The 20,970-nt window shown below is 73.8% G+C and carries 12 protein-coding genes; 8 read left to right on the forward strand and 4 right to left on the reverse strand.

The annotated features are described in order from the left end of the window. Window positions 1-44 precede the first annotated feature (44 nt). Window positions 45-728: a hypothetical protein gene (locus ABD158_RS08355; protein WP_344006037.1), complete on the forward strand. Its 684-nt coding sequence runs from the start codon at window positions 45-47 to the stop codon at window positions 726-728. Between the two features lie 114 nt (window positions 729-842). Here the strand turns inward: ABD158_RS08355 and ABD158_RS08360 are convergent, their stop codons facing one another. Beyond that, window positions 843-1,133: a hypothetical protein gene (locus tag ABD158_RS08360; RefSeq protein ID WP_344006039.1), complete on the reverse strand. Its 291-nt coding sequence runs from the start codon at window positions 1,131-1,133 to the stop codon at window positions 843-845. Between the two features lie 184 nt (window positions 1,134-1,317). Here ABD158_RS08360 and ABD158_RS08365 point away from each other — a divergent pair, with 184 nt between their 5' ends. The 5 genes from ABD158_RS08365 (at window position 1,318) to ABD158_RS08385 (ending at window position 10,187) form a co-directional block, all read left to right on the forward strand. After that, a complete protein-coding gene (locus ABD158_RS08365; protein WP_344006041.1) occupies window positions 1,318-2,223 on the forward strand; it encodes an ABC transporter ATP-binding protein in 906 nt (301 codons plus the stop codon). Beyond that, on the forward strand, window positions 2,220-3,437 hold the full coding sequence (locus tag ABD158_RS08370) for an ABC transporter permease (RefSeq protein WP_344006043.1): 1,218 nt from the start codon (window positions 2,220-2,222) through the stop codon (window positions 3,435-3,437). The genes ABD158_RS08365 and ABD158_RS08370 overlap by 4 nt, the downstream gene beginning before the upstream one ends. 118 nt (window positions 3,438-3,555) lie before the next feature. Further along, a complete protein-coding gene (locus ABD158_RS08375; protein WP_344006045.1) occupies window positions 3,556-6,942 on the forward strand; it encodes a fibronectin type III domain-containing protein in 3,387 nt (1,128 codons plus the stop codon). Between the two features lie 79 nt (window positions 6,943-7,021). Beyond that, complete coding sequence (ygfZ, locus tag ABD158_RS08380; RefSeq protein ID WP_344006047.1) at window positions 7,022-7,981, forward strand: CAF17-like 4Fe-4S cluster assembly/insertion protein YgfZ; 960 nt, start codon at window positions 7,022-7,024, stop codon at window positions 7,979-7,981. 139 nt (window positions 7,982-8,120) lie between these two features. Next, window positions 8,121-10,187 carry an ATP-binding protein gene (locus ABD158_RS08385; RefSeq protein WP_344006048.1) on the forward strand — a complete coding sequence of 689 codons (2,067 nt, stop codon included), beginning with the start codon at window positions 8,121-8,123 and terminating at the stop codon, window positions 10,185-10,187. Window positions 10,188-10,223: 36 nt separating this feature from the next. On the opposite strand, the gene ABD158_RS08390 is transcribed toward ABD158_RS08385, so the two are convergent. Next, entirely contained in the window at window positions 10,224-14,063 is a 3,840-nt protein-coding gene (locus tag ABD158_RS08390) for an Ig-like domain repeat protein (protein ID WP_344006050.1), read from the reverse strand. 277 nt (window positions 14,064-14,340) lie between these two features. Here ABD158_RS08390 and ABD158_RS08395 point away from each other — a divergent pair, with 277 nt between their 5' ends. Continuing rightward, entirely contained in the window at window positions 14,341-15,813 is a 1,473-nt protein-coding gene (locus ABD158_RS08395) for a PAS domain-containing sensor histidine kinase (protein ID WP_344006052.1), read from the forward strand. A 157-nt stretch (window positions 15,814-15,970) separates the two neighbouring features. Here the strand turns inward: ABD158_RS08395 and ABD158_RS08400 are convergent, their stop codons facing one another. Further along, entirely contained in the window at window positions 15,971-17,545 is a 1,575-nt protein-coding gene (locus ABD158_RS08400; RefSeq protein ID WP_344006054.1) for an RCC1 domain-containing protein, read from the reverse strand. A 250-nt stretch (window positions 17,546-17,795) separates the two neighbouring features. On the opposite strand from ABD158_RS08400, the gene ABD158_RS08405 reads away from it, so the two are divergent. Next, window positions 17,796-18,299 carry a VanZ family protein gene (locus tag ABD158_RS08405; RefSeq protein WP_344006056.1) on the forward strand — a complete coding sequence of 168 codons (504 nt, stop codon included), beginning with the start codon at window positions 17,796-17,798 and terminating at the stop codon, window positions 18,297-18,299. A gap of 44 nt (window positions 18,300-18,343) precedes the next feature. Here ABD158_RS08405 and ABD158_RS08410 read toward each other — a convergent pair whose 3' ends face one another. Next, complete coding sequence (locus ABD158_RS08410) at window positions 18,344-20,854, reverse strand: cutinase family protein (RefSeq protein WP_344006058.1); 2,511 nt, start codon at window positions 20,852-20,854, stop codon at window positions 18,344-18,346. Window positions 20,855-20,970: the final 116 nt, after the last annotated feature.

Below are 20,970 nucleotides of genomic sequence, written 5' to 3' on the forward strand. Positions count from 1 at the left end.
CAGCCCCGCGACCGCGGGGCCGCCGTCACGCTGAGGAGGACCCCATGAGCAGCACCGACCCGACCCACCCCGCGGAGCCCGCCGGCCACCGCGCCGGCCACCGTGCCGGCCACCGTGCCGACGACCACGCCGACGACCACGCCACCGGGGCTCCCCTCGCCGACCGCAAGAGCACGGTCGCCCGCGAGAAGGAGGCCTACGGCGGCGTCAAGGTCGGCTCGGCCTTCTTCGGCTGGCTGACCGCGACCGGCATGGCCGTCATCCTGACCGCCCTCGTCGCCGCCGCCGGCGCCGGTGTCGGCCTCGTCTCCAGCGCCTCCGAGGTCGCCGACGCGGCCGGCGCGCAGGGCATCTCCGCCGAGGAGATCGGCTGGGCCGGCGTGATCCTCGTGCTCGTCGTCGTGTTCGTCTCCTACTACAGCGGCGGCTACGTCGCCGGTCGCATGGCCCGCTTCAACGGCCTGCGCCAGGGCATTGCCGTCTTCGGCTGGGCCGTCGTCGCCGCGATCGTCGTCGCCGTCCTCGGCGCCATCGGCGGCGCCCAGTTCGACGTCCTCGACCAGCTCAACGCCTTCCCCCGCATCCCCGGCAGCCTCTCCGACATCAGCATCGCCGCCGCCGTCGCGCTGATCGGCGTCATCGCCGCCAGCCTGGTCGGGGCGATGCTCGGCGGGCTCGCGGGCATGCGCTTCCACCGCAAGGTCGACAAGGCCGGCCTCGGCCGCTGAGCCCGACCCCCCGCGCCCCGCGCGGACCAGTCACCGCCGACGGGCGGGGAGCCGACCGGCTCCCCGCCCGTCGGTGCGTCGAGGGAACCCACGGGATGCGTCCCGATCAGCGACTCAGCCGGCGGCGCGACCCGGCACCGCGAACCGCCGGCGCGCCTCGCGGGCGAGCCGACGGGCCCGGCGTTCGGCCTCGACGGCTGTGGCCAGGTGCTCGACGGCCTCGGAGCGGTCACCACGGTCGGCGGCCGCGCCCGCCAGCGCGGCCGCGTCGTCGGCGCGCACCGCCAGCTCGAGGGTGACCGGTCGCAGCGACCGGTCGAGGGCCTCGGCCTCGGTGGCGTGGGCGACGGCGCGGGCGGCAGCACGGTCGGCCAGCACCAGGATCGGTCGGTCGATCAGTCCCATGTCGAGCTCCTCGGACGAGGTGTGTCCCCCCACCGCGTACGCCGGGCACGCTAGCGCGACGGGCGGGCGGTGTCCCGGGAACCGCGAGATCGACGGCCGAGTCCGCGCCGGAGCCCCGCCCGTGCGTCCGCTGTGGGTTCGCTACGGTCGGTTCACGACCTGCACACCGACGTTCGGGGGAGCGATGGCGGAGGACGGACGAGGGCTCGAGATCGACGGCGTCTCCAAGCGGTACGGCGAGGTGACGGCGCTGGCGGACATGACCTTCACGGTCGCGCCGGGGGAGCTGTTCGGCTTCGTCGGCAGCAACGGTGCCGGCAAGACCACCACGATGCGGATCGCGCTGGGGGTGCTGGCGGCCGACGCCGGGGAGGTCCGGCTGGGCGGGCGGCCGGTCGACCTCGAGGTGCGGCGCCGGATCGGCTACATGCCCGAGGAGCGGGGGCTGTACCCCAAGATGAAGGTCGGCGCGCAGCTGGCCTACCTGGCGGAGCTCCACGGGCTGATGCGCGCCGACGCCCGGGCCGCCGTCGCCCGGTGGACCGAGCGCCTCGACATCGCCCACCGCGTCGACGACGCCGTGGAGTCGCTCAGCCTGGGCAACCAGCAGCGGGTGCAGCTCGCCGCCGCCCTGGTCCACGACCCCGACGTGCTGGTGCTCGACGAGCCGTTCAGCGGCCTCGACCCCGTCGCGGTCGACGTGATGAGCGACGTGCTGGCCGAGAAGCGCTCCGAGGGGGTGCCGGTGATCTTCTCCAGCCACCAGCTCGACCTCGTCGAGCGCATCTGCGACCGCGTCGGCATCGTCGTCGCCGGCCGGATGAGCGCCGTCGGCACCGTCGAGGAGCTCCGCCACGCGGGCGCCGTCCAGGTCGAGGTGCACGCGCCGCAGGCGCCGCCCGGGTGGGTCGACGCCGTCCCGGGGGCCCGCGTCGTCCAGGAGACCGACGGCCGGACCCTCGTCGAGCTGGGCCCCGACGGCGACGACCAGGCCCTGCTCGCCGCGGCGCTGCGCACCGGTCCGGTGCACTCCTTCACCCGCCGCCGGCCGTCGCTGACCGAGCTGTTCCGAGAGGTGGTGTCGGCGTGAGCGCTCCCGCCAGCCTGACCGCGCGCCGCGCGATCGCCCTGGTCGCCCGGCGCGAGTTCGTCGTGCAGGTCGTCAAGAAGAGCTTCCTGGTCAGCAACGCCGTCGTCGTGCTCGCGATCATCGGCGGCATCGTCGCCTTCGGCGTCTTCTCCGGCGACGACGAGGGCGAGAAGGTCGGCCTGGTCGCCGAGGCCGGCGCGCTCGCCGGCCCGCTCGCCGCGACCGGGGAGTCGCTCGGCACCCCGGTCGACACCAGCGAGGTCGCCGACGCCGACGAGGCGCGCGCCCAGGTCGCCGACGGCGACCTCGAGGTCGCCCTGCTGCCCGCCCCGGACGGCTCCGGCGGCGTCGTCGCGGTGACCGAGTCGGAGCTCGAGCCCGAGCTGCGGGCCGTCGTCGAGACCACCGTGACGGCCCTGGCCCAGCGCGCCGCCCTCGACGAGGCCGGCGTCGACCCCGACGCGGTCGCCGCCCGCGTCGCGGAGGCGGGCGTGAGGGTCGACGCCCTCGACCCGCCCGAGCCCGACAGCGGCCAGCGCACCTTCCTCGCCTTCACGGCGGTGATCCTGATGTTCGGCCAGCTGATCGGCTTCGGGACCTACGTCGCCATGGGCGTGGTCGAGGAGAAGTCCAGCCGCGTCGTCGAGCTGCTGCTGTCGACCATCCGACCGCTCCACCTGCTGTGGGGCAAGATCCTCGGCATCGGCGCCGTCGGCCTGCTCCAGCTCGCCGTGTACGGCGTCGCGGGCATCGCCGCCGGCACCGCGACCGGCGTCCTGACGGTCACCGGCGCCGCCGTCGGGGTCTTCGTGTCGGTGCTCGGCTGGTTCGTGCTCGGCTTCGCGCTCTTCGCGGTGCTCTACGCCGCGGCCGGCTCGATGGTCTCCCGCCAGGAGGACGTCAACTCCACCACCGGCCCGCTGCTGCTGCTCATCCTCGCCATGTACGGCGTGGGGTTCGCCGCGGTCGGCGACCCCGACGGCACCCTGAGCGCCGTGCTGAGCTGGGTCCCGCCGTTCTCGGCGGTCCTGATGCCGCTGCGCGTCGCGGCCGGTGTCGCCCCGCTCTCCCAGGTGGTCGGGACGGTCCTGCTGATGCTCCTCGTCACCGCGGTCCTCGCCTGGGGCGCCTCGAAGGTCTACCAGCGCTCCGTGCTCCGCACCGGCTCCCAGGTCGCCTGGCGCGAGGCGCTGGGCCTGGCCCGGAGGACCTGATTCCTCGGGCGGAGCCGGGTAGTTGATCCAGAATCACTTTCCGACATTCGTGAATTGCCTTCATGATAGCGAAAGCCAGACATTCCGGAAAATGCGCAAGAATGTCGAAAGTCGGTGAGTGATCACTGGTCATGCCGCCCCTGTGCTGACATTTTTCAGCCAGGCACGAGCGGCATGGGGGCTGCACATGAACGTTGTCGGACGCTGGATCTCACTTTCCACCTCGACATTGGTGGTGACGGGACTGCTGGCCGGGGTTCAGGGCGCCGCCGCGGAGCCCGAACCAGTCGTGGCCGAGCCATCGACCCTGGCGGAGTCGTTCCCGACCTTGTTCGCACCGTCGACGGATCCGGCGAACGCAGCGACGCTCGGCACCGTGCTGCCGACGGGCGACGTGCCGATCCTCAACGCCCCGGGCGACGGATCGATCTCCCTCGACTCGGGGCAGGGGATGAGGTTCGAGCTCGCGACCGGGGAGACCATCGGGGTCACCCGCTCCGGTTCGGCCTCTCCTGGCATCGCCGGTGAGACTGCCGTGACCTACAGCAGCCCCCAGGGCGACTGGGCCGCGAGGCCCACGGCCGACGGTGGCGGCGAGATCATCGACGAGCTGCCCGCCGGCACCACCGAGACCACCTACGACTTCGACCTCCCGGAGGGCACCCGGTTGGTCGAGCTGGAGAAGGGTGACGTCGCCGTCGTCCGGGACGGCGCGACGCCCATGCCCGAGATCGCCGCTGCGGCACAGGAGCTGAGTGACGCCGAGGAGCAGGTGGTGGAGGCCTCGACGGACCAGCTGCTGGCGGCTGAGGAGGACGAGGCGCTGAACGACGAGCTCGAGGAGCTGAGCAGCGGGCCGGAGGACCTCCTGGCCTCGAGCGCCGAGGAGCCGGTGACCGATCTCCCCGCGGCCGACGACTCCCCGGCGTACCTGGAACCGGACGCTCCTCTCGACGTGCTCCGGGCGGCGGCCGACGACCTGGAGTCGGGTCTGCCCGAGAGCAGCTTCGTGGAGGCCACCCAGGACATCGTCAGCTCCGCACGGGCGAGCGCCGCGGACGCGCGGACCGCTGACGAGCTCGAGCCGGTGGCCAACGACGCTGCCGTGGAGTCGGCCAGCGCCGTCGACGCGAACCAGGCGCTGGAGGAGGTCTTCGGGACCGAGCCGCGGGAGGACACGGCCGCCGTACTCGCCGCTGAGCTCGACCTCGGCGACCCGTCGGCGGAGGTGGACCGGGCGGTGGACGCCGTGGTCGAGGCGCAGTCCGAGGTCGGGTCCGACGGCCGTGTGGAGGGCGTGTTCTCGGCACCCATCTCGAAGACCCTCGACACCCACGCCCCTGTCCCGTCGGTGATGAGCGTGTCGAGCCCGACCAGCGTCGACGTCACCGTCCCCGATACCGGCGAGGACGTCGTCGTCGATCCCTTCTTCGTCCCGGTCCTGCTCATCGTCGCTCGCGTCGCCGCCCAGCGGGTCCTGCCCGTGGTGGTCAAGGCAGCCGCCAAGTACGTCGCGAAGAAGGCTGTCAAGAGCGGGTTCAAGGCGGCCGTCGACCGCGCCCGAGCGGCCGCGGCGCACCAGCTCACGATGAGGGCGCAGCAGGCCGCCCGCGCCCTCCAGCAGGCTCGGATCTGGGCGGCCCAGCAGGCCAGGGCTCGGGTCGCCCAGGCGGCCCAGGCGGCCGCCCGCGCGCGTGCGCACGCGGCACGGCTGCGAGAGCTGGCACGGCAGAGCGCCATCCGGGCGCGGGAGCACGCGGTCAGCGCCGCGAGAGCGCTCGCGCAGCGGGCGGCAGTCCTCCGCAACGCGACCCGCGCTGCGGGTCGCGTCGTCGTGAAGCGCGCAGTGACGGCGGGTCGTGCGGTCGTCCAGAAGGTCGTGCGCGCCGTCCAGGTGGGGACGAAGGCGGTCGCCGACGCGAAGCGCGCCGTCTCCGAAGCCGTCCGGCGGGGGGTCGAACGCGCCCGTCGTGCGCTCGAGCGCGCCGCAGAGGCCGCGCGCAGGCGCCTGTCCGAGGCTTCACAGCGAGCACGGGAGACCCTGGAGCGCGCGGTCGAGCGAGCCAGGCAGAATCCGGACCTCGTCGACGACGTGTCGGGGGAGGCTGCCGATCTCCTGTTCGACGCGGTGACCGGCGCCGACCCCTGTGTGCCCTTCGACGAGGTGGATGTGCTGGACCCACCGACGACGCGGCAGCAGGTGATGGTCAAGGCGGTAGGCCTCGGTGTCCGCGCGGCGTGGTGCGTGGCGGACAGGGTGACCGACGGTGAACGGGACGAGCAGGGGGAGGAGCAGGCAGCGGCCGACGACGTCGACACCTACCGCAACGCCCAGGCCGAGGCACGGGATCGGGCGGTCGAGTTCGAGGTCTCTGCCAGCTCGGAGCCTTCCGCCGATCTCCTGACGGTCACGATCCCGTCGTCGTTCCCCGTGGGCAAGCAGCGCTTCATCCAGTTCCGGGCGTCCAACTTCGGCGCGGCGCTCCCGCTGTCCGAGACGTTCATCTACTCCGCGGCCGGCATCCCGGGCGCATCGAGCGGCACCCTGGACAGCGGCCGGAAGGTCGTGCTGACCGACGAGAACGGTGACGGCGTGTGGAGCAAGGGCGAGGTCGCGACGGGGATCGTCGGTGTGACACCGGCGGTGACGACGTCGAGGATCGAGCGGATGTCCACCACGTTCATCACCTCGGGCCGCGTCTTCGGTCCGACGGCGTCCTTCCAGCTCTCGGTCGCCGGCACACCGGAGCCCGTCCAGCCGACGGCCGGGTCCGGGACCTCCGGTGCCGTGAGGCTGACGTGGCCGGCTCCGTCCGCCGGCGGGGAGCCGATCTCGTCGTACGAGGTGAGGCGGTCCGACACGGGGGCGGTCGCGCGCGTGACGTCGACGAGCCACACGTGGTCGGGTCTGAGCAACGGCACGACCTACACGTTCACCGCGCGCGCCTGCAGCTCCCTGGGGTGCGGTCCGTGGTCGAGCGGTGTCAGCGGCAAGCCCTACACGGTCCCCGGCACGCCGGCGCGGCCGTCGATCTCCAGCCTCGACAACGCGGTGCGGCTCGCCTGGTCCGCCCCGAGCAACGGAGGTTCGTCCATCGTGCGTTTCGAGGTCGCTGGCTCGTTGTCGGGGTCGACCACTGGTACGTCCTACACCTTCGGGCGCGGCCAGAACGCCGACGCGCAGTCCATGAAGGTGAGGGCCTGCAACGCGGCCGGCTGTGGGCCCTACTCGTCCGCCTCGGCGTCACTGCGCCCCAAGGTCATCCAGTTGGTTCGCGGCACGCGGGCGAAGTACGGGTACCACTACGACACGAGGGTCTTCGGTCCCGCCGGCTGGCGGCCGACGATCACGTGCAACGACGGCCAGTACCGCAACTGGGCGGGCCTGACGATCACCCTCGACGGGAACGGCTACTGGCGCAGCGCCACGCGGTGCTACTCCGGGTTCGCCAACCCCCACTGGGTGAACGCCGGTGGTCTGAAGTCCAACAGCATCAGCTGGTAGCGGGCGGTCATCGCAGGAACACGACGGTCTGCTGGGATGTTCGCCCAGCAGACCGCCGTACCTCTGTGGAAGGACCCGCATGCTCGACCTGCCCGGCGCCGTCGCCGCGGACGCCCCCGACTCCGGGGTCGCCGCCCACTACGGCTCCTTCAACGGCGAGCAGCGGACGCTCGAGTCCGGCGGGGGCTTCGTCGACCTGTCGCACCGCGACGTGCTGCGCGTGACCGGTCCGGACCGGCTCACCTGGCTGCACTCGCTGACCACCCAGCACCTCGAGCAGCTGCCGCCCGGCCGCTGGACCGGCGTGCTCGTGCTCAGCCCGCAGGGTCACGTTGAGCACGCCATGACCGGTTACGACGACGGCGAGTCGTTCTGGGCCCACACCGAGCCCGGCGCGGGCGCGGCCCTGGTCACCTGGCTGGACCGGATGCGCTTCATGATGCGCGTGGAGGTCGCCGACGTCACCGCCGAGCAGGCCGTCGCGTGGCGCGCCTCCAAGGCCGTCGGCGCCGACGAGAGCGCCGAGAGCTGGTACGCCGGCTACGAGCTCGTGCCGCGCGACCAGCTCGCCACGTATGCCGAGGCCGCGGGCCCGGCCTGCGGGCTGTGGGCGTTCGAGGCGCTCCGCATCGCGCGCGGTGAGCCGCGCCACGGCCTCGACACCGACCAGCGCACCATCCCCAACGAGGCCGGCTGGATCGGCCCGGCCGTCCACCTCGAGAAAGGCTGCTACCGCGGCCAGGAGACCGTCGCCCGGGTCCACACCCTCGGTCGGCCCCCGCGGCGCCTCACCATGCTCCACCTCGACGGCTCCGAGAACCGCCTGCCGGCCCGCGGCACGGAGCTCCGGGTCGGCGACAGGACCGTCGGCTTCGTCGGCACCTCCGCCCGCCACCACGAGCTGGGACCGATCGCGCTCGCGATGGTCAAGCGCAACGTCGACCTGGGCCTGACCCTCGACGCGGACGGCATCCCCGCCGCCCAGGAGGTCCTCGTGGATCCCGAGGTCGGTCTGCACGTACGACCCAAGCTGCGCTGAGGGTGCCCAGGCTCGACGGGCCCGGCCAGTCGAGGCGGATCGGGCGTGGGAACCCCCGCTCACATCTACGCTGTCCCGCGGGCGTGGACGTGGGGACCGGGCCGGGGGGTGACGACGGATGACGGCCGAGGGACGTCAGGTGTCAGGAGCCCGCCCGGGCCTGCTGCGCCTCGCGCTGGTGGTGCTCGCGACCGCGCTGTCGTCCTACGCGACCCTGCTCAGCTTCTACGGACCGGAGCAGGTCGCGCTTGCGGCCCCGCTCGCCGGGGTGGCCGTGGTCGTGGCCCTCACCGCGACGCCGCGCTCGCTCCCCACGGACGCCGTCGCCGTCGCCGCGACCAGCCTCGTCACGATCACCCTGCAGGTGTCGGACTGGCGCCTGGGCACGGTCGGAGCGGTCACGACGTCGGTCCAGGGCGCGGCCGTCGTGCTCACCTACCGACTCGTCGGTCGGTGGCCGGGGCGCGGCCGGACCGCGATGCGCAGCCTCGGCGACGTGACGGTCCTCGGGCTGGCCGTCGCGGCCGCGGCGGTCTCGTCGTCCGCCCTGAGGTGGACCGGGCTGGGCCTGATCGATGTCTCGGACCTCGCCAACGTCGAGCTGCTCCTCGTCCGGACCGTGGTCTGGGCCTTCGTCGGTGGGGCCCTCGGCGCGCTCGCGCTCGCCGGGCTCGGCGCGCGGGCCTCGTCCGGCGTGCACGTCGTGCGCCCCCGTACGGCGGGGCCGGTCGAGGTGCTGCTGGGGCTGCTGGCCACGGCGACCGTGCTCGCGTTCGCGTTCGCGGGCGACGAGCCCCTGCCGGTGATCTTCCCGCTGTTCCTCGTGGTGGTCTGGGCCTCGCTGCGACTGTCGGCCCTCGGGGCGGTCGCGGTGACCTCGCTCGCGGGCGCGTTCGCCGTCGTCTGCACGGTCGTCGGGCTCGGGAGCTTCGCGCAGGTGGACGACGCCCGGGTCGCCGCGATCCTCGTGCAGGCCTTCTTCCTGTCGATGGTGGTCGTGGCGCTGACGCTGTCCCTGTCGGTCCAGGATCGCGACCGGTCGCTGACCCTGCTGCGGGAGGCGACCCTCGAGGCGCAGGAGCGGTCGCGGGAGCGCGACCTCGTGCTGGCCAACCTCGAGGAGGGGGTGGTCCTCCTCGGCGAGGACGGGACGACGCTGATGCGCAACGAGGCGGCCGGCCGCCTGTTGGGTGACGCCCTGCCCGCGGTCGCCGGCAGCGGGGCCGGCACGGTGACCGTGCAGGACGCCCGCGGGGAGCCGGTCGCCGACGACCTGTGGTCCCGGGCGGTCGCCGACCGTGGCTCGGGCCCTCGCCAGCAGGTGCTGGTGCTGCGTCCCGAGCACGGTGACGCCCGCACGGTCGAGATGCGATCGGTGGCGGCCGACGACTCGTCCGGCGGCGTCCTGGTGGTGGTGACGCTGCGCGACGTGACCGCGCAGCGCCGGCACACCGCCGAGCTTGCGGCGTTCGCCGGGGTCGTCGCGCACGACCTGGCCCGGCCGTTGACGGTGATCACCGGGTGGGCCGAGCTGCTGGACTCGGCGGCCGAGGACGGCGAGGCGGTGCCCGGCGAGCTCACGCGGCGCTACACGGGTCGGATCCTCGGCGCGGCGTCGTCCATGCGCACGCTGCTCGACGACCTCCTGACGTTGACGCTGGCCCCGGACCGTGACCTGCACCCGACCGAGGTGGACGTCTCGGCGCTCTGCGAGGCGTGGACGCGCGGACACGTCGGCCTGGACGCGGGCGTCGGCACCGGGCGGGTCCTCGGTGCCGCGTCGACGGCGAGGGTCGAGGTGGAGGACGGGATCGTCGCCCGCGGCGACGAGACGCTCCTGCGCCAGCTCTTCGAGAACCTGCTGGCCAACGCCGTCAAGTACGTCGCGCCGGGCACCACGCCCCGGGTCGTGGTGAGTCGCGGGCCGTCCTCGCCGGACCAGCTGGTGGTCCGGGTGACCGACAACGGCATCGGCATCCCGGAGGCCGAGGCCTCGCGGGTCTTCGACGAGTTCTACCGCGGTCGCGACGGCCGCGACTTCCAGGGCACGGGGATCGGCCTGGCGATCTGCCAGCGGGTGGTCACCCGCCACGGCGGCAGCATCCGGGTCACGCCGGGCCCCGACGGCACCGGTTCCTGCTTCGAGGTGCGCCTGCCGACCGGGACCGCAGGACCGCAGGACGCCGACGGGGCCGACGGACCCTGAGGTCCGCCGGCCCCGCCCGGTCGGTGCTGCGTCGTCTCAGCGTCGCAGCGTGCGCTCCCGGCTGGTCGCGGGGAGGTAGTCGCCCAGGCCGGACGACGTCGCCGTGACCTGCAGGCGCCGGGCCGAGGCCGGGACGGCGACGGTGAACGTCACCCGACCGCCCGCGCCGACGTCCTGGGTCACCGTGCGGCTGACGGCCCCGCGGATCCGGAGCGTGACCCGCCCGTCGGTGGGCCGGGCGTAGCCGGTCCCGCCGAGCTGGACCGCCGCGCGGACCTGGCGCCCGCCGTTGGCGAAGCCCAGGGAGCGGAACCCGGTGGTGCTGGGCCGGCGGGCGACGACGAGCGGCGCCTCCGCGGTCTCCGAGGGCGCGATGTCCTCGGTGCCGAGGTAGGTCGCGCCCACCGTGTAGGACCCCGCGGCCAGGCCGGCGGGCAGGGCGAGGACGGCGGTGCCGTCGTCACCGACGGCGACGGTGCGGGTCTGCGAGCCGTAGGTGATCTCGACCTCCCCGGCGTCGGCCCCCGGGACGTCCCCGGTGTCCACGGTCGCGGTGACCGTGGCGGGGGTGCCGTGGACGGGGGAGTCGCTGATCTCCAGCGCCACCGTCGACGCGCCTGGCGCCAGGGTGAGCGCGACCGGGGCCGAGGTCGACCCCGACGTGAGGTCGTCGCCGGAGTACGTCGCGCTCAGGGTGTGGTCGCCGGCCCCGAAGCCGCCCGGCACCTCGAGGGAGGCCACGCCGTCGACCACGTCGGCCGTGCCCACGACGGTCTCGCCGTCGGCGAACTCCACGGTGCCGTTCGCCTCGTCGCCTGCGGTGACGGTGGCCGTCAGGGTGACGGCCTCACGCAGGGCTGGGGCCTCCGGGTCCAGCGTCAGCGCGACCGCGCTGGTGCCGAGGACCGCGGTGGTGCCGGTGGCGACCCGCTCCGTGGCGAACCCGGTGGCGGTGACGGCGAGCTCGCCGAGCGCGGCGTCCGCCGGGACGGCGAGCTCCGCGGCGGCCAGGCCGTCGCCGTCGGCGACCGCGGTCACCGAGGTCAGGCCGGGGGCGGAGAACACGACGGCCTCGCCGGGGCGGAACCCGCCGGCGCTGACCGGGAGGGACCCCTCCGGCGCGACGTCGGCGGGCGCGGTGACCTCGCCGCCCGCCAGGAACGCGTCCAGCTCCTCGCAGACCGCGCCGGGGGTGCCGACGGGCGGCAGCTCCACGGCGGTGCCGGTGACGCCGTCGTCCTCACGCAGGACCGTGGTGACGATGGCCCGCTCGCCCATGACGGCACCGCTGGTGTCGACGACGCTGGCCTTCACCGCCGACCCGTTGGAGGCGCCGGCGACGCGGTCGCCCTGGACGGCGGCGGACACGACCCGGCAGGTCTCGCCCGGGGCGAAGGTGACCGGCTCCATCGTGGCGCCCGCGCGGCTGGTGGCCGAGCCGAGCAGCGAGACGTAGCCGGAGACGGCCTCGGCGGCGGGCTCGTCGAGGTAGACGGCGACGTCGACCGTGCCGGGTGCGCTGCCCTCGTCGGTCTTCGGCGCGAAGACCGACATCGTGGGCCGGGTCCCGGGGTCGGGGGTGCCGACCCCCGACCGCTCGAGGGCCAGGTCGGACAGGTGCACCCCGCCGGCGTTGCTGCCGTCGGCGTTGGGCAGGGAGGTCAGGCGGACCTCCCGCAGGTCGCTCACGTCGAGACCGGCGGCGACGAGGTCGGCGACGGGGACGTTGACCTGCTGCAGGACCACCTTCTTCAGCGTCGTCACGGCGGCGCTGCTCTCCGAGCTGGGCAGGCGGGTCAGCGCCAGCGGGTTGAACTCGGAGACCGGCGCGGCGTACGCGGTGCCGGCGCCGTCGGTGACGGTCACGGTCATGTCGACCGCGGTCGGCACGGTCTCGTCCGCGGCCAGCTTGATCGCCAGCCGGTCGTACGACGTGGCGTCGCGGCGCGCGGCCGGCAGCCCGACGCGCACCTCGGCGCTGGTGGTGGCCGAGGTCAGCGACCAGCTGAGGCGGCCGGTGGGGGTGGCGGGGACGTTGCCGGCGTTGGAGGCCGGGGTCCAGTGCGGGACCTGCGAGCTGGCCAGGGTGCTGGCGCAGGGGGTGAGGTCCTGCGGGGTGGTGCGGCCGGCGAGGCTGGCGCAGGTGACGAGGGTGGCGTTGGCCACCCGCACCAGCGACGAGCTGCGCTCGAACGAGGCGATCGTGGCCCGCTCCGAGGCGGGCGCGGTGGCGACGGTGCGGACGTCGACGTCCCCCAGCGCGGCGGGCACGCCGCCGGTGCCGTCGAACATCGGCGTGAACTCGTCCTGCCCGCCGAGGGTCATCAGGAACCAGGCCGCCATGTAGGAGGCGCCCTGCTGGTACTGCTCGGCGGGGCTCAGGCGGATCGAGGTCCCGGCGGTCGAGGGGGCGGTGCCGCAGGTCGGCTCGGTCGCGCGGGCGCTGGCCGGGTTGGTGCCGCTCCAGTCGTCGGAGACGCTGAAGGCGTACTCACCCGGGGTCCACACGGTGTTGTAGAAGTTGTGGTTGGCGCCCATCACCCAGGTGCCGGAGCGCAGGACGTCGTCGCCGAAGGCGTAGCGGGAGTCGTCGAGCATGTGCTGGCCCTGCTGGTTGGAGACGTCGCCGTCGCAGTAGGGGAGCACCACGTTCATCGGCACGTCGGGCACGGTCATGCGGCCGAAGTCGACGGGGGCCAGCGGCAGGACCGACTCGATGGCCCACGGGTCCTCGAGCGCCGCGTTGAGGGTGACGGCCGCGGTGACGCCCTCGCCGCCGCGGGAGTGGCCCATCATGCCGATGGTGCTGAGGTCGAAGCGCCCCACGAGGTCGGCCGCGGTCACGATGTCGAGCGGCGGGGCGCCGTTGACGAAGCCGTCGGAGCGGGTGCCGTAGGAACGGGTGCCCTCGACCAGGGCCTGGTCGAGGTCGAGGGTGCGGTCCCGCCAGGCGTCGTAGTACGACACGGGGCGGCCGGCGCTCGCGTCGTCGAGCATCTCGACGGTGTCGAGCATCAGCCGGCCGCGGGCGACCGCACCCTGGTCGGCGGCGAGCTGGTTGTCGTTGGAGTTGATCGCGTTGGCCGAGACCGAGACCACGGCGTAGCCGTTGCCGGCCAGGATCCGCGCCAGCGCGTCGTACCCGGCGTAGCTGGGGATGGAGCGGCGGTCCTCGAGGTCGGGGGAGACCGCGCAGGGCCAGCGGTTCGGGTTCGCCGTGCCGGGGCCGTAGCAGGAGGTGTGGCGGCCGTGGAGCAGCATCACGGTGGGACGGGCGCCGCCGGTGGTGGGCAGGTAGATCTTGCCCTCGAGCTCGCCGCGGACGCCGCCGATGGCTGAGAGCGGGACGGCCTGGTCGCCGAAGCGGTAGATGGACTCGGTCCACTCGTAGTCGCCGGGGGCGGCGGGGTCGACGTCGATCGGGTCGACCGCGCGCTCCTCGGGGACCTCCACGGCGGTGCCGGTGGCCGCGGAGCGGCCGGCGGGGGCCTCGGTCTGCGAGGCCCAGCCGGCGCGGACGGTCGAGGTGCTGGTGACCGTGGGGTCGGTGGTGAAGACGCTCAGCCCGAGGCCGTCGGCGTCCTCGGTGGCGATGCCGATGGTCTGGCCGTCGACGACGATCGTCGGGGCGTCGGACTTCACGGGCAGCGGCTCGGGGAGGCTCAGGGAGACCTCGTATCCGCCGGCGGCGCGGGTGACCTGCCACTCGCGGCCGGCGGTGCCGCCGGAGTCGAGCAGGGCGCTGCCGGCCGCGGCCGGGTCGTCGGGGGCGGCGAGCGCGGGGGCGGCGGCGGTGAGCGCGGCACCGGCGAGGACGGTGAGGCTGAGCAGCGTGGTGCCGAGGCGTCGTACGGCTCGGCGGCGGGGTGGTGGCACGGACCCTCCTGGGTCGGCGGGCCCCGTCGGGGATCGGGTCCCGACGCGGGCGTGGTGCAGGGGCGCGCCGAACCTAGGCAGCGCATGTTTCGCCGCTGTCGCCGTCGTGTGTCGACCGACGCTCCGGGCGGTCACGGTTCGGCATCGGGTGCGACGCGGTCGCCGGATCGGCTCGGGAGCGGGACCGAACGGGGCCCAGCCTTGCGGCTTTCCCCTGCCGCAGCAGAGATTCGGGACCTAGGCTCGTCGTGCGCGGCGGGCGAGCGACGGGAGGCTCATGGACGGCGTCGAGGTCTCCGACCGACTGTGGCGGCTCACTCTGGAGCACTCCCCGGTCGGCATGACGATCGTGTCTCCCGAGGGCCGGTTCCTCGCGGTCAACGCGGCGCTGTGCGCGATGCTCGGCCGCGACTCGGCGACGCTGCGCTCGACGACGTTCCAGGAGATCACCCACCCCGACGACCTCGCGCTCGACCTCCAGCTGCTCGCGCGCCTGCTCGCCGACGACGTGCCGTCGTACCGGATGGTCAAGCGGTTCCTACGGCCCGACGGCAGCGTCGTGTGGGGTGACCTGTCGGTCGCACTGGTGCGCGACGACGACGGCACCCCGCTGCACCTGGTCAGCCAGGTCATCGACGTCACCCAGCAGCACGACGACCGCGCGCGGCTGGCGGAGGCCGAGGCCCGCCTCGACCGTCAGCTGCGCCGCGCCGAGGCCATCTTCGACACCATCGACGTCGGCCTGGTGCTGATCGACGCGCACGGCCACTACGAGTCGATGAACCGCCACCACGAGGCCCTGATGCGCATCGCCTTCCCCGACGGTCATGCGGGCCGCGCCGGTCAGCTCGGGGAGGTGTACGGCGAGGACGCCCGCACGCCCCTGACCAGCGAGCAGATGCCGACCACGCGCGCCCACCAGGGCGAGGAGTACGACGACCTGCGGATCTGGATCGGTCCGCCCGGCGGCGAGCAGCGAGCCCTGTCGGTCTCGGCCCGCTCGGTCCACGACGCCGAGGGGCACTTCACCGGGGCGGCGCTGGTCTACAAGGACGTCACCGACTACCTGCGGGCCCTCGCGGTCAAGGACGAGTTCCTGGCCTCGGTCTCCCACGAGCTGCGCACCCCGCTGACCTCGGTGCTCGGCCACCTCGAGATCGCCGCGTCCCACCCGGAGGTGACCGACGAGCTGGCCCGGCGACTCGGGGTCGTCGAGCGCAACGCCCAGCGTCTCGACGCGCTCGTCGCCGACCTCCTCGAGGTCGCGCGGCAGCGCGAGGGCCGGATGCCGGTCGAGCGGATCGAGACCGACCTCACCCCGGTCGTGCTCCAGGCGGTCGAGGCCGCGCGGCCCGCGGCGGAGGCGCGCGGCCTGACGCTCGAGGCCGATCTCCCCCTGAGCGCGGTGGCCCGCGTCGACGCCGGCCGGATCCGGCAGGTCCTCGACAACCTGCTGTCCAACGCCGTGAAGTACTCCACCCCGCCCGGCAGCGTCTGCTTAGGTCTCGTCGACACCGGTGACGAGCTGGTGATCCGGATCGCCGACACCGGCCTCGGCATCGCCCCCGACGAGGTCGACCAGCTCTTCAGCCGCTTCTTCCGCGGCGCCGAGGCCCGCTCCCGCCAGATCCCCGGCACCGGCCTCGGCCTGGTCATCGTCCGCTCGATCGTCGAGGCCCACGGCGGCACCGTGGACCTCACCAGCGAGGTCGGCGCCGGCACCACCGTCACCGTCCGCCTCCCCACCTGACCCCCACCCCACCCGGTGGTCGAGGTGCTCCGCAGCCCTCGGAGGTCGAGGTGCTTCCCGTAGCGGCCCCCGGAGGTCGAGGTGCTCCGTAGCGACGCAGGAGCGGCGGAGCCACGAGACCCGGTGACCCGCAGCCCCGCGCCGACGGACCGTCAGCTCACGGCCGCAGCTCGGCCGGCACGTCGCTCTGGCCCCAGCGGTTGTCACCCCAGCACCGCACACCGCCGGCGGTGGTCACGACGCAGCCCGAGGCCACGCCGACCGCCACGGAGTCGACCGGCCCCAGGTCCTGCGGGACGTCGAGGACGTCGTCCTCCCGGTAGGTCGGGTCACCCCAGCAGCGGGTCTCACCGGCGACGGTGACCGCGCAGATGTGGGCCGTCCCGAGACTGCCCCCGGCGTCGAGGGACCTCACGGGTCCGAGGTCCGCGGGGGTCTCGCGCTGCCCGTCGCCGCCGTCACCCCAGCAGCGGGCCGAGCCGGCGGTCGTCACCGCGCAGGAGACGGGCCCGCCCGAGATGACCGACCGCACGGTGCCCAGGTCGGCGGGGGGAGCGGTGCGGCCGAAGAAGTCGGCACCCCAGCAGCGGGCCGCACCCCCGGTTGTGACCGCGCAGGTGTGGATCTCACCGGCATCGACCTGGCTGACGGGACCGAGGTCGTCCGGCACCGTGAACTGCCCGAAGTTGGACACGTTGCGCCGACCTCCCCAGCAGCGAGCCGTGGGGGTGCGGACCCCCGCGGCGCAGGTGTAGTTGTCGCCGGAGCTGATGGTGGTGACCTGACCGAGATCGGTCGGGACCACGGTCTCGCCGTAGCCGTCGGGACCCCAGCAGCGGGCGGTCCCCCCGGTGGTGATGCCGCAGGTGTGGGCGGGCCCGGCGCTGATCGAGGTGAACGCGCTCTGGGGGACGTCGGTCGTCGCGTCCGCACCCCAGCAGCGGACGAGGTGGTCCGCGGTCAGGGCGCAGGCCTGGACCGACCCGACGGTCACCTGGACGACCCGAGCGCTGGCATCCCGCGCCTCGACGGCGGGGCGGGGAGCGGACGAGGCCGTGCGCGTGCCGTAGCGGTTGCTGGCGGTGACGTCGACGGTGATGGTCCGTCCGACGGTGTCGACGGGGATCACCAGGCGCTCGCCCACGGCTCCGGTGAGGGGGGTGCAGCCGGCGCCAGTGTCGCAGGACCGCCAGGCGTACGTGTACGTCGCAGCGGTCCCGGCCCATTCGCCGGTGGAGGCCGTGACGGACCCGCCCGCGCGCAGGGCACCGTTGATCGTGGGTGCGGCCAGGAGGGCCGGTGCGCCGACCACGGGGCCGGCGTTGGTGGGGACCGCGCGTGATCCCGCGGCGTTGGCGGCCGTGACGCGGGCGCGGACCGAGCGGCCGAGCTGGGCGGGCTTGAGCCTGATCGAGGCGCCGGTGCCGATCTGGCGGCACCCGGTGACGCCGCCCGTCGCGGCGCGGCCGCAGGCGTCCCAGGCGAAGGCGTAGCGCGTCGGCTTGCCCGTCCACCGGCCGCGGTCGACCCGCAGCGTCGAGCCCACCTGGTGGCTGCCGGTGATCGTGGGTCGCGCCGCCAGGGCCGGTCGCTGCCGGGCGGCCTCGGCGGCGGACTTGGTGGCCGCCGACGTGGCCGTCGACGTGGCCGCCCCCGCGGCGCTCGAGGCGGTGGTGGCGCCGTACGCCCCCGCGACGGTCGCCGGACCGCTCGCCACCACGACGAGGGCCATGAGGCCGAGGGCCGCGCGCCGGGGCCACGACGACCGGTGCGCAGGGGAGGGGAGGGGGTGGTGGCGCAGCGGCACTCGGGTGTCCAGTTCTCTCGGCGCCCACGGCGTGAGCAGGCTCAGGCTGGGCGTCCACCCGCAGTTGCGCAACCGCAAAGGCGACCTGACGTCGGATCTTGCGCCGATCTCCGGGTTCGCGGGCGCGGGACCCGCCCCCGCGGGGCCGCCGTACCTTCCCGCCTACGCTCGGCGGGTGACCCCACCTCCCCGAGCACGGCGCCCCCTGCTCGGACTGCTGGTCGCCTACGCCCTCGTGCTCGCCGTCGTCCTGCTCTTCCCCCGCGGGGAGATGCCGACTACCGCCAACGCCTTCATCACCACGCTGGTGCAGCGGTTCGGGGCGGACCCGACGCTGGTGACGCCGGAGCGGATGGAGGTGGTGCTCAACGTCCTGATCATGGTGCCGCTGGCGCTACTGGGCCGGCTGCTCCGTCCCGGTTACAGCTGGCGGGACTGGACCGCGGTCGGGTTCGTGCTCGCCGCCTCGGTCGAGCTGTTCCAGGGGCTCTTCCTGCCCGAGAGGTCCGCGAGCGCCCTCGACATTGTCGCCAACACCACCGGGGTGGGCCTGGGCGCCATCGTAGGATCACTGCTGCGCATCCCGATCCGGCGTCGGGAGGCGCGACGCCGTTCTGAGACTCCAGGCCGCCATGACGACGGCGTCCGATCAGACCTCGGCGGGCGGAGCCGGCGCTGAGGGGCGCCGGCCCCACCCGGCCGAGATCGTCGGGTGCCCAGGCGTCAGTCGCGCCGTCGAGCAGTCGTCCGAGCGGCAGCGAACTGCCCGTTCTCGACGAATCGGACCGCGAGTCCACGCCGGGGCTTCACCCCCGCAGGGAGTCTGACGGTCGCTCGTCCCGCGGTGAGCCGGGCTCCTACAGGGCCGCCGCGAGGGGAGGACACCAGGATGCGGCCTCGTGGCCTCCCGCCAGGAGACGTCGCCACCACCGAGACGACCGCGCGCCCTCCCACGACGCGGTAGGTCGCACGCAACATGGGCTTCTGACGGAGCCGGACGGGCAGCTCAGCCCGCTGGCCGGCGTCGCCCTGCACCGTCACCACGTAGGTGCCGGGTCGAGCCGAGCGCGGGGGAGTGATGGAGACCGTCCGACGCTCCGCCGACCAGCTGCTGGCGGCGGGCACGGATGTCGTGCCCCTCGACAGACTGGCGATGAACGAGCTGTCGGAGGCCGGGAGCCGCACCTGGACGGGCCGGCCGGCGAGCGGCGTGCGGGTGAGGACGCGGCTACCTTCCAGGGCGACGGTCGGGGGCGTCGACAGCGAGTCCGACGTTGCGGTGGCGATCTCGATGGATCCCGTCGAGGCCCGCCCATCGCCGTCGACGACCCGCACGTTGACGACATGGACCCCCGGGGTGAGATCGAGGTACTGCACGGGGTCGCTGCCTGAGACGTCGTACACCCCGTCGCCGTCGACGTCGAAGTCGTAGGTGGCCGGCTCCGTGGACACGGTGCTGCCCGTGGCGGAGACCATGGTGGGTGTGCCCGCGACTGAGGGCGACGCGGAGAGGACCACCGTGGGCGCTGAGGCGGTGGAGTCGACGACCTCCTCCATCAGCTCACCGACGGACCCGTCGGCCCCGATGTCGAAGACGTCCCCTCCGACCTGCTCGGCGAGGTCAGCGAGCTGTGAGCTGAGCGGCCCGTTGTCCGAGAGGCCGTAGATCCGCGGCACGCCGTCCGAGGATCGGGAGGACGACGGCGACGGCGCGGTCCGCCCGGACGGGCGGCGAGCCGGCCCGGTGGCGACTGCCCGCAGCCGCTCGACCGTGGTCTGCCAGGTGTACCCGGTCACGTCCTCCGGGTCGTGGGCAGGGGCGTCTCCGATCACCGCGATGGATCGCGAGCTGCCGGGCGACCACGAGGCGGCTGCCGCCTCGTAGATCCCGCTGTACACGGCCTCGGGCTCGTCTCCTCCCTGGTCGGGATCCAGCGAGGAGAGGGCGTCCTCGACCGCATCGACGTCCCGGGTCAGGCCCTGGACGGTCCGAGCGACGAAGTCGTCACCGTGGTCGCGGAACTCCACGACACCGACCGCGCTCCCGGGGCTAATGACGAGCACGCGGGCTGTCATGTCGCGCGCCGAGTCCACCGCGTCGTCGATGTAGGGGCCCATCGAGCCCGTCGAGTCGATCGCGAACATGATCTCGACGTCACGTCGCACCGGTTCCGGGGGTGGCGGCGCGGTGGCCGCCGCGTAGGCCGAGGCGGTGATGGAGGCGAGCTTGGCGCCTTCGGTGCGCTTCTCCGTTTCCTCCGTGAAGTAGTTCAGATGGGGGCCGAGCAGGGGCGTGCCGAGGTCGCAGATCGGGTCGTTGTTATGACACAGAGACGTGGCCGATGCGGGCTTCCGGTCGTAGTAGGCGTCCAGCGACGTGCGCAGACTGGGCCAGTTGAAGCGATAGAAGCCGCTGCCGTTGCGCCCGCCCCCGCGGACTCCCGCGCCGTACGGCTTCTGGAACGGGTCGCCCAGCAGGTAGAGCGAGGAGACCCAGGCGGAGCCGACGGCCTCGTACGTTGAGCGTGCCGCCATGGCGCCCTGCGAATAGCCGACGAGGATCCACTTCGTTCGCTTGCACGGTGATGGTTGATCGCGCTGGAAGCTCCCCATCTTGCGGATAGCCGCGATGGCGCCCTCGTTGGCGCCGTTCCAGACGGCCGAGTCGGTGGGGAACTCCGCGAAGAAGTCGCCTGCGCCCGCGTCCGGGGCCTCGTAGCCGTCGGTCTCGGACAGCCCGACGATCGGCACGCCGGCCAGGTCTCCCGTGTACGACGAGGAGGAGGCGTAGGCGCGGAAGGCACGCTTCAGCGTCGGGCCCTCCCAACCGTTGCTGGTCTGAGACTTGTACGACTGGGGCCCGACGGGGTCCTCGCCCGACCCCCGGAACGCCATGATGGCGACGGGCGTGCACGAGCTGCTCGCCGCGGTCGCCGTGGCGGCGGTGCTGGCTGTGCTGCCCGCGCCGACCACCGTGGAGAGCGCCACGGTGAGCCCCAGCCCGGCGGTGACCGCCGCCCGGCGTCGGCGGGTGCGGCCCCCAGCGCCTCTGTCTGTCCTTGCCATCGTTCCCCCATGAGCTCGGCGTGTGTCCTTGGCTGTCCCGACGGTGAGGGTCGGGGCAGCTCGATCATGTGCGGCGGCAGCGCGCCGTGTCGCAAGGTCGCCGCAAGGACGCTCAGGGCTTCCGCCAAGCCGAACCTCTCCCGGCCCGGGCCGAAAGGGTCTTGACATCACGCGTGCGGGCGGAGGTCTAGACCGACCTCGGCGCCGTTCGGCCGCGGGGCCCTCGTCACCTAGACTCCCGCACGTCACATGGGGCCGACGTTCGCGTCGGAAAGTGCAGGGAG

It is taken from the genome of Nocardioides lentus, from assembly GCF_039529515.1.
Lineage (GTDB): Bacteria > Actinomycetota > Actinomycetes > Propionibacteriales > Nocardioidaceae > Nocardioides > Nocardioides lentus.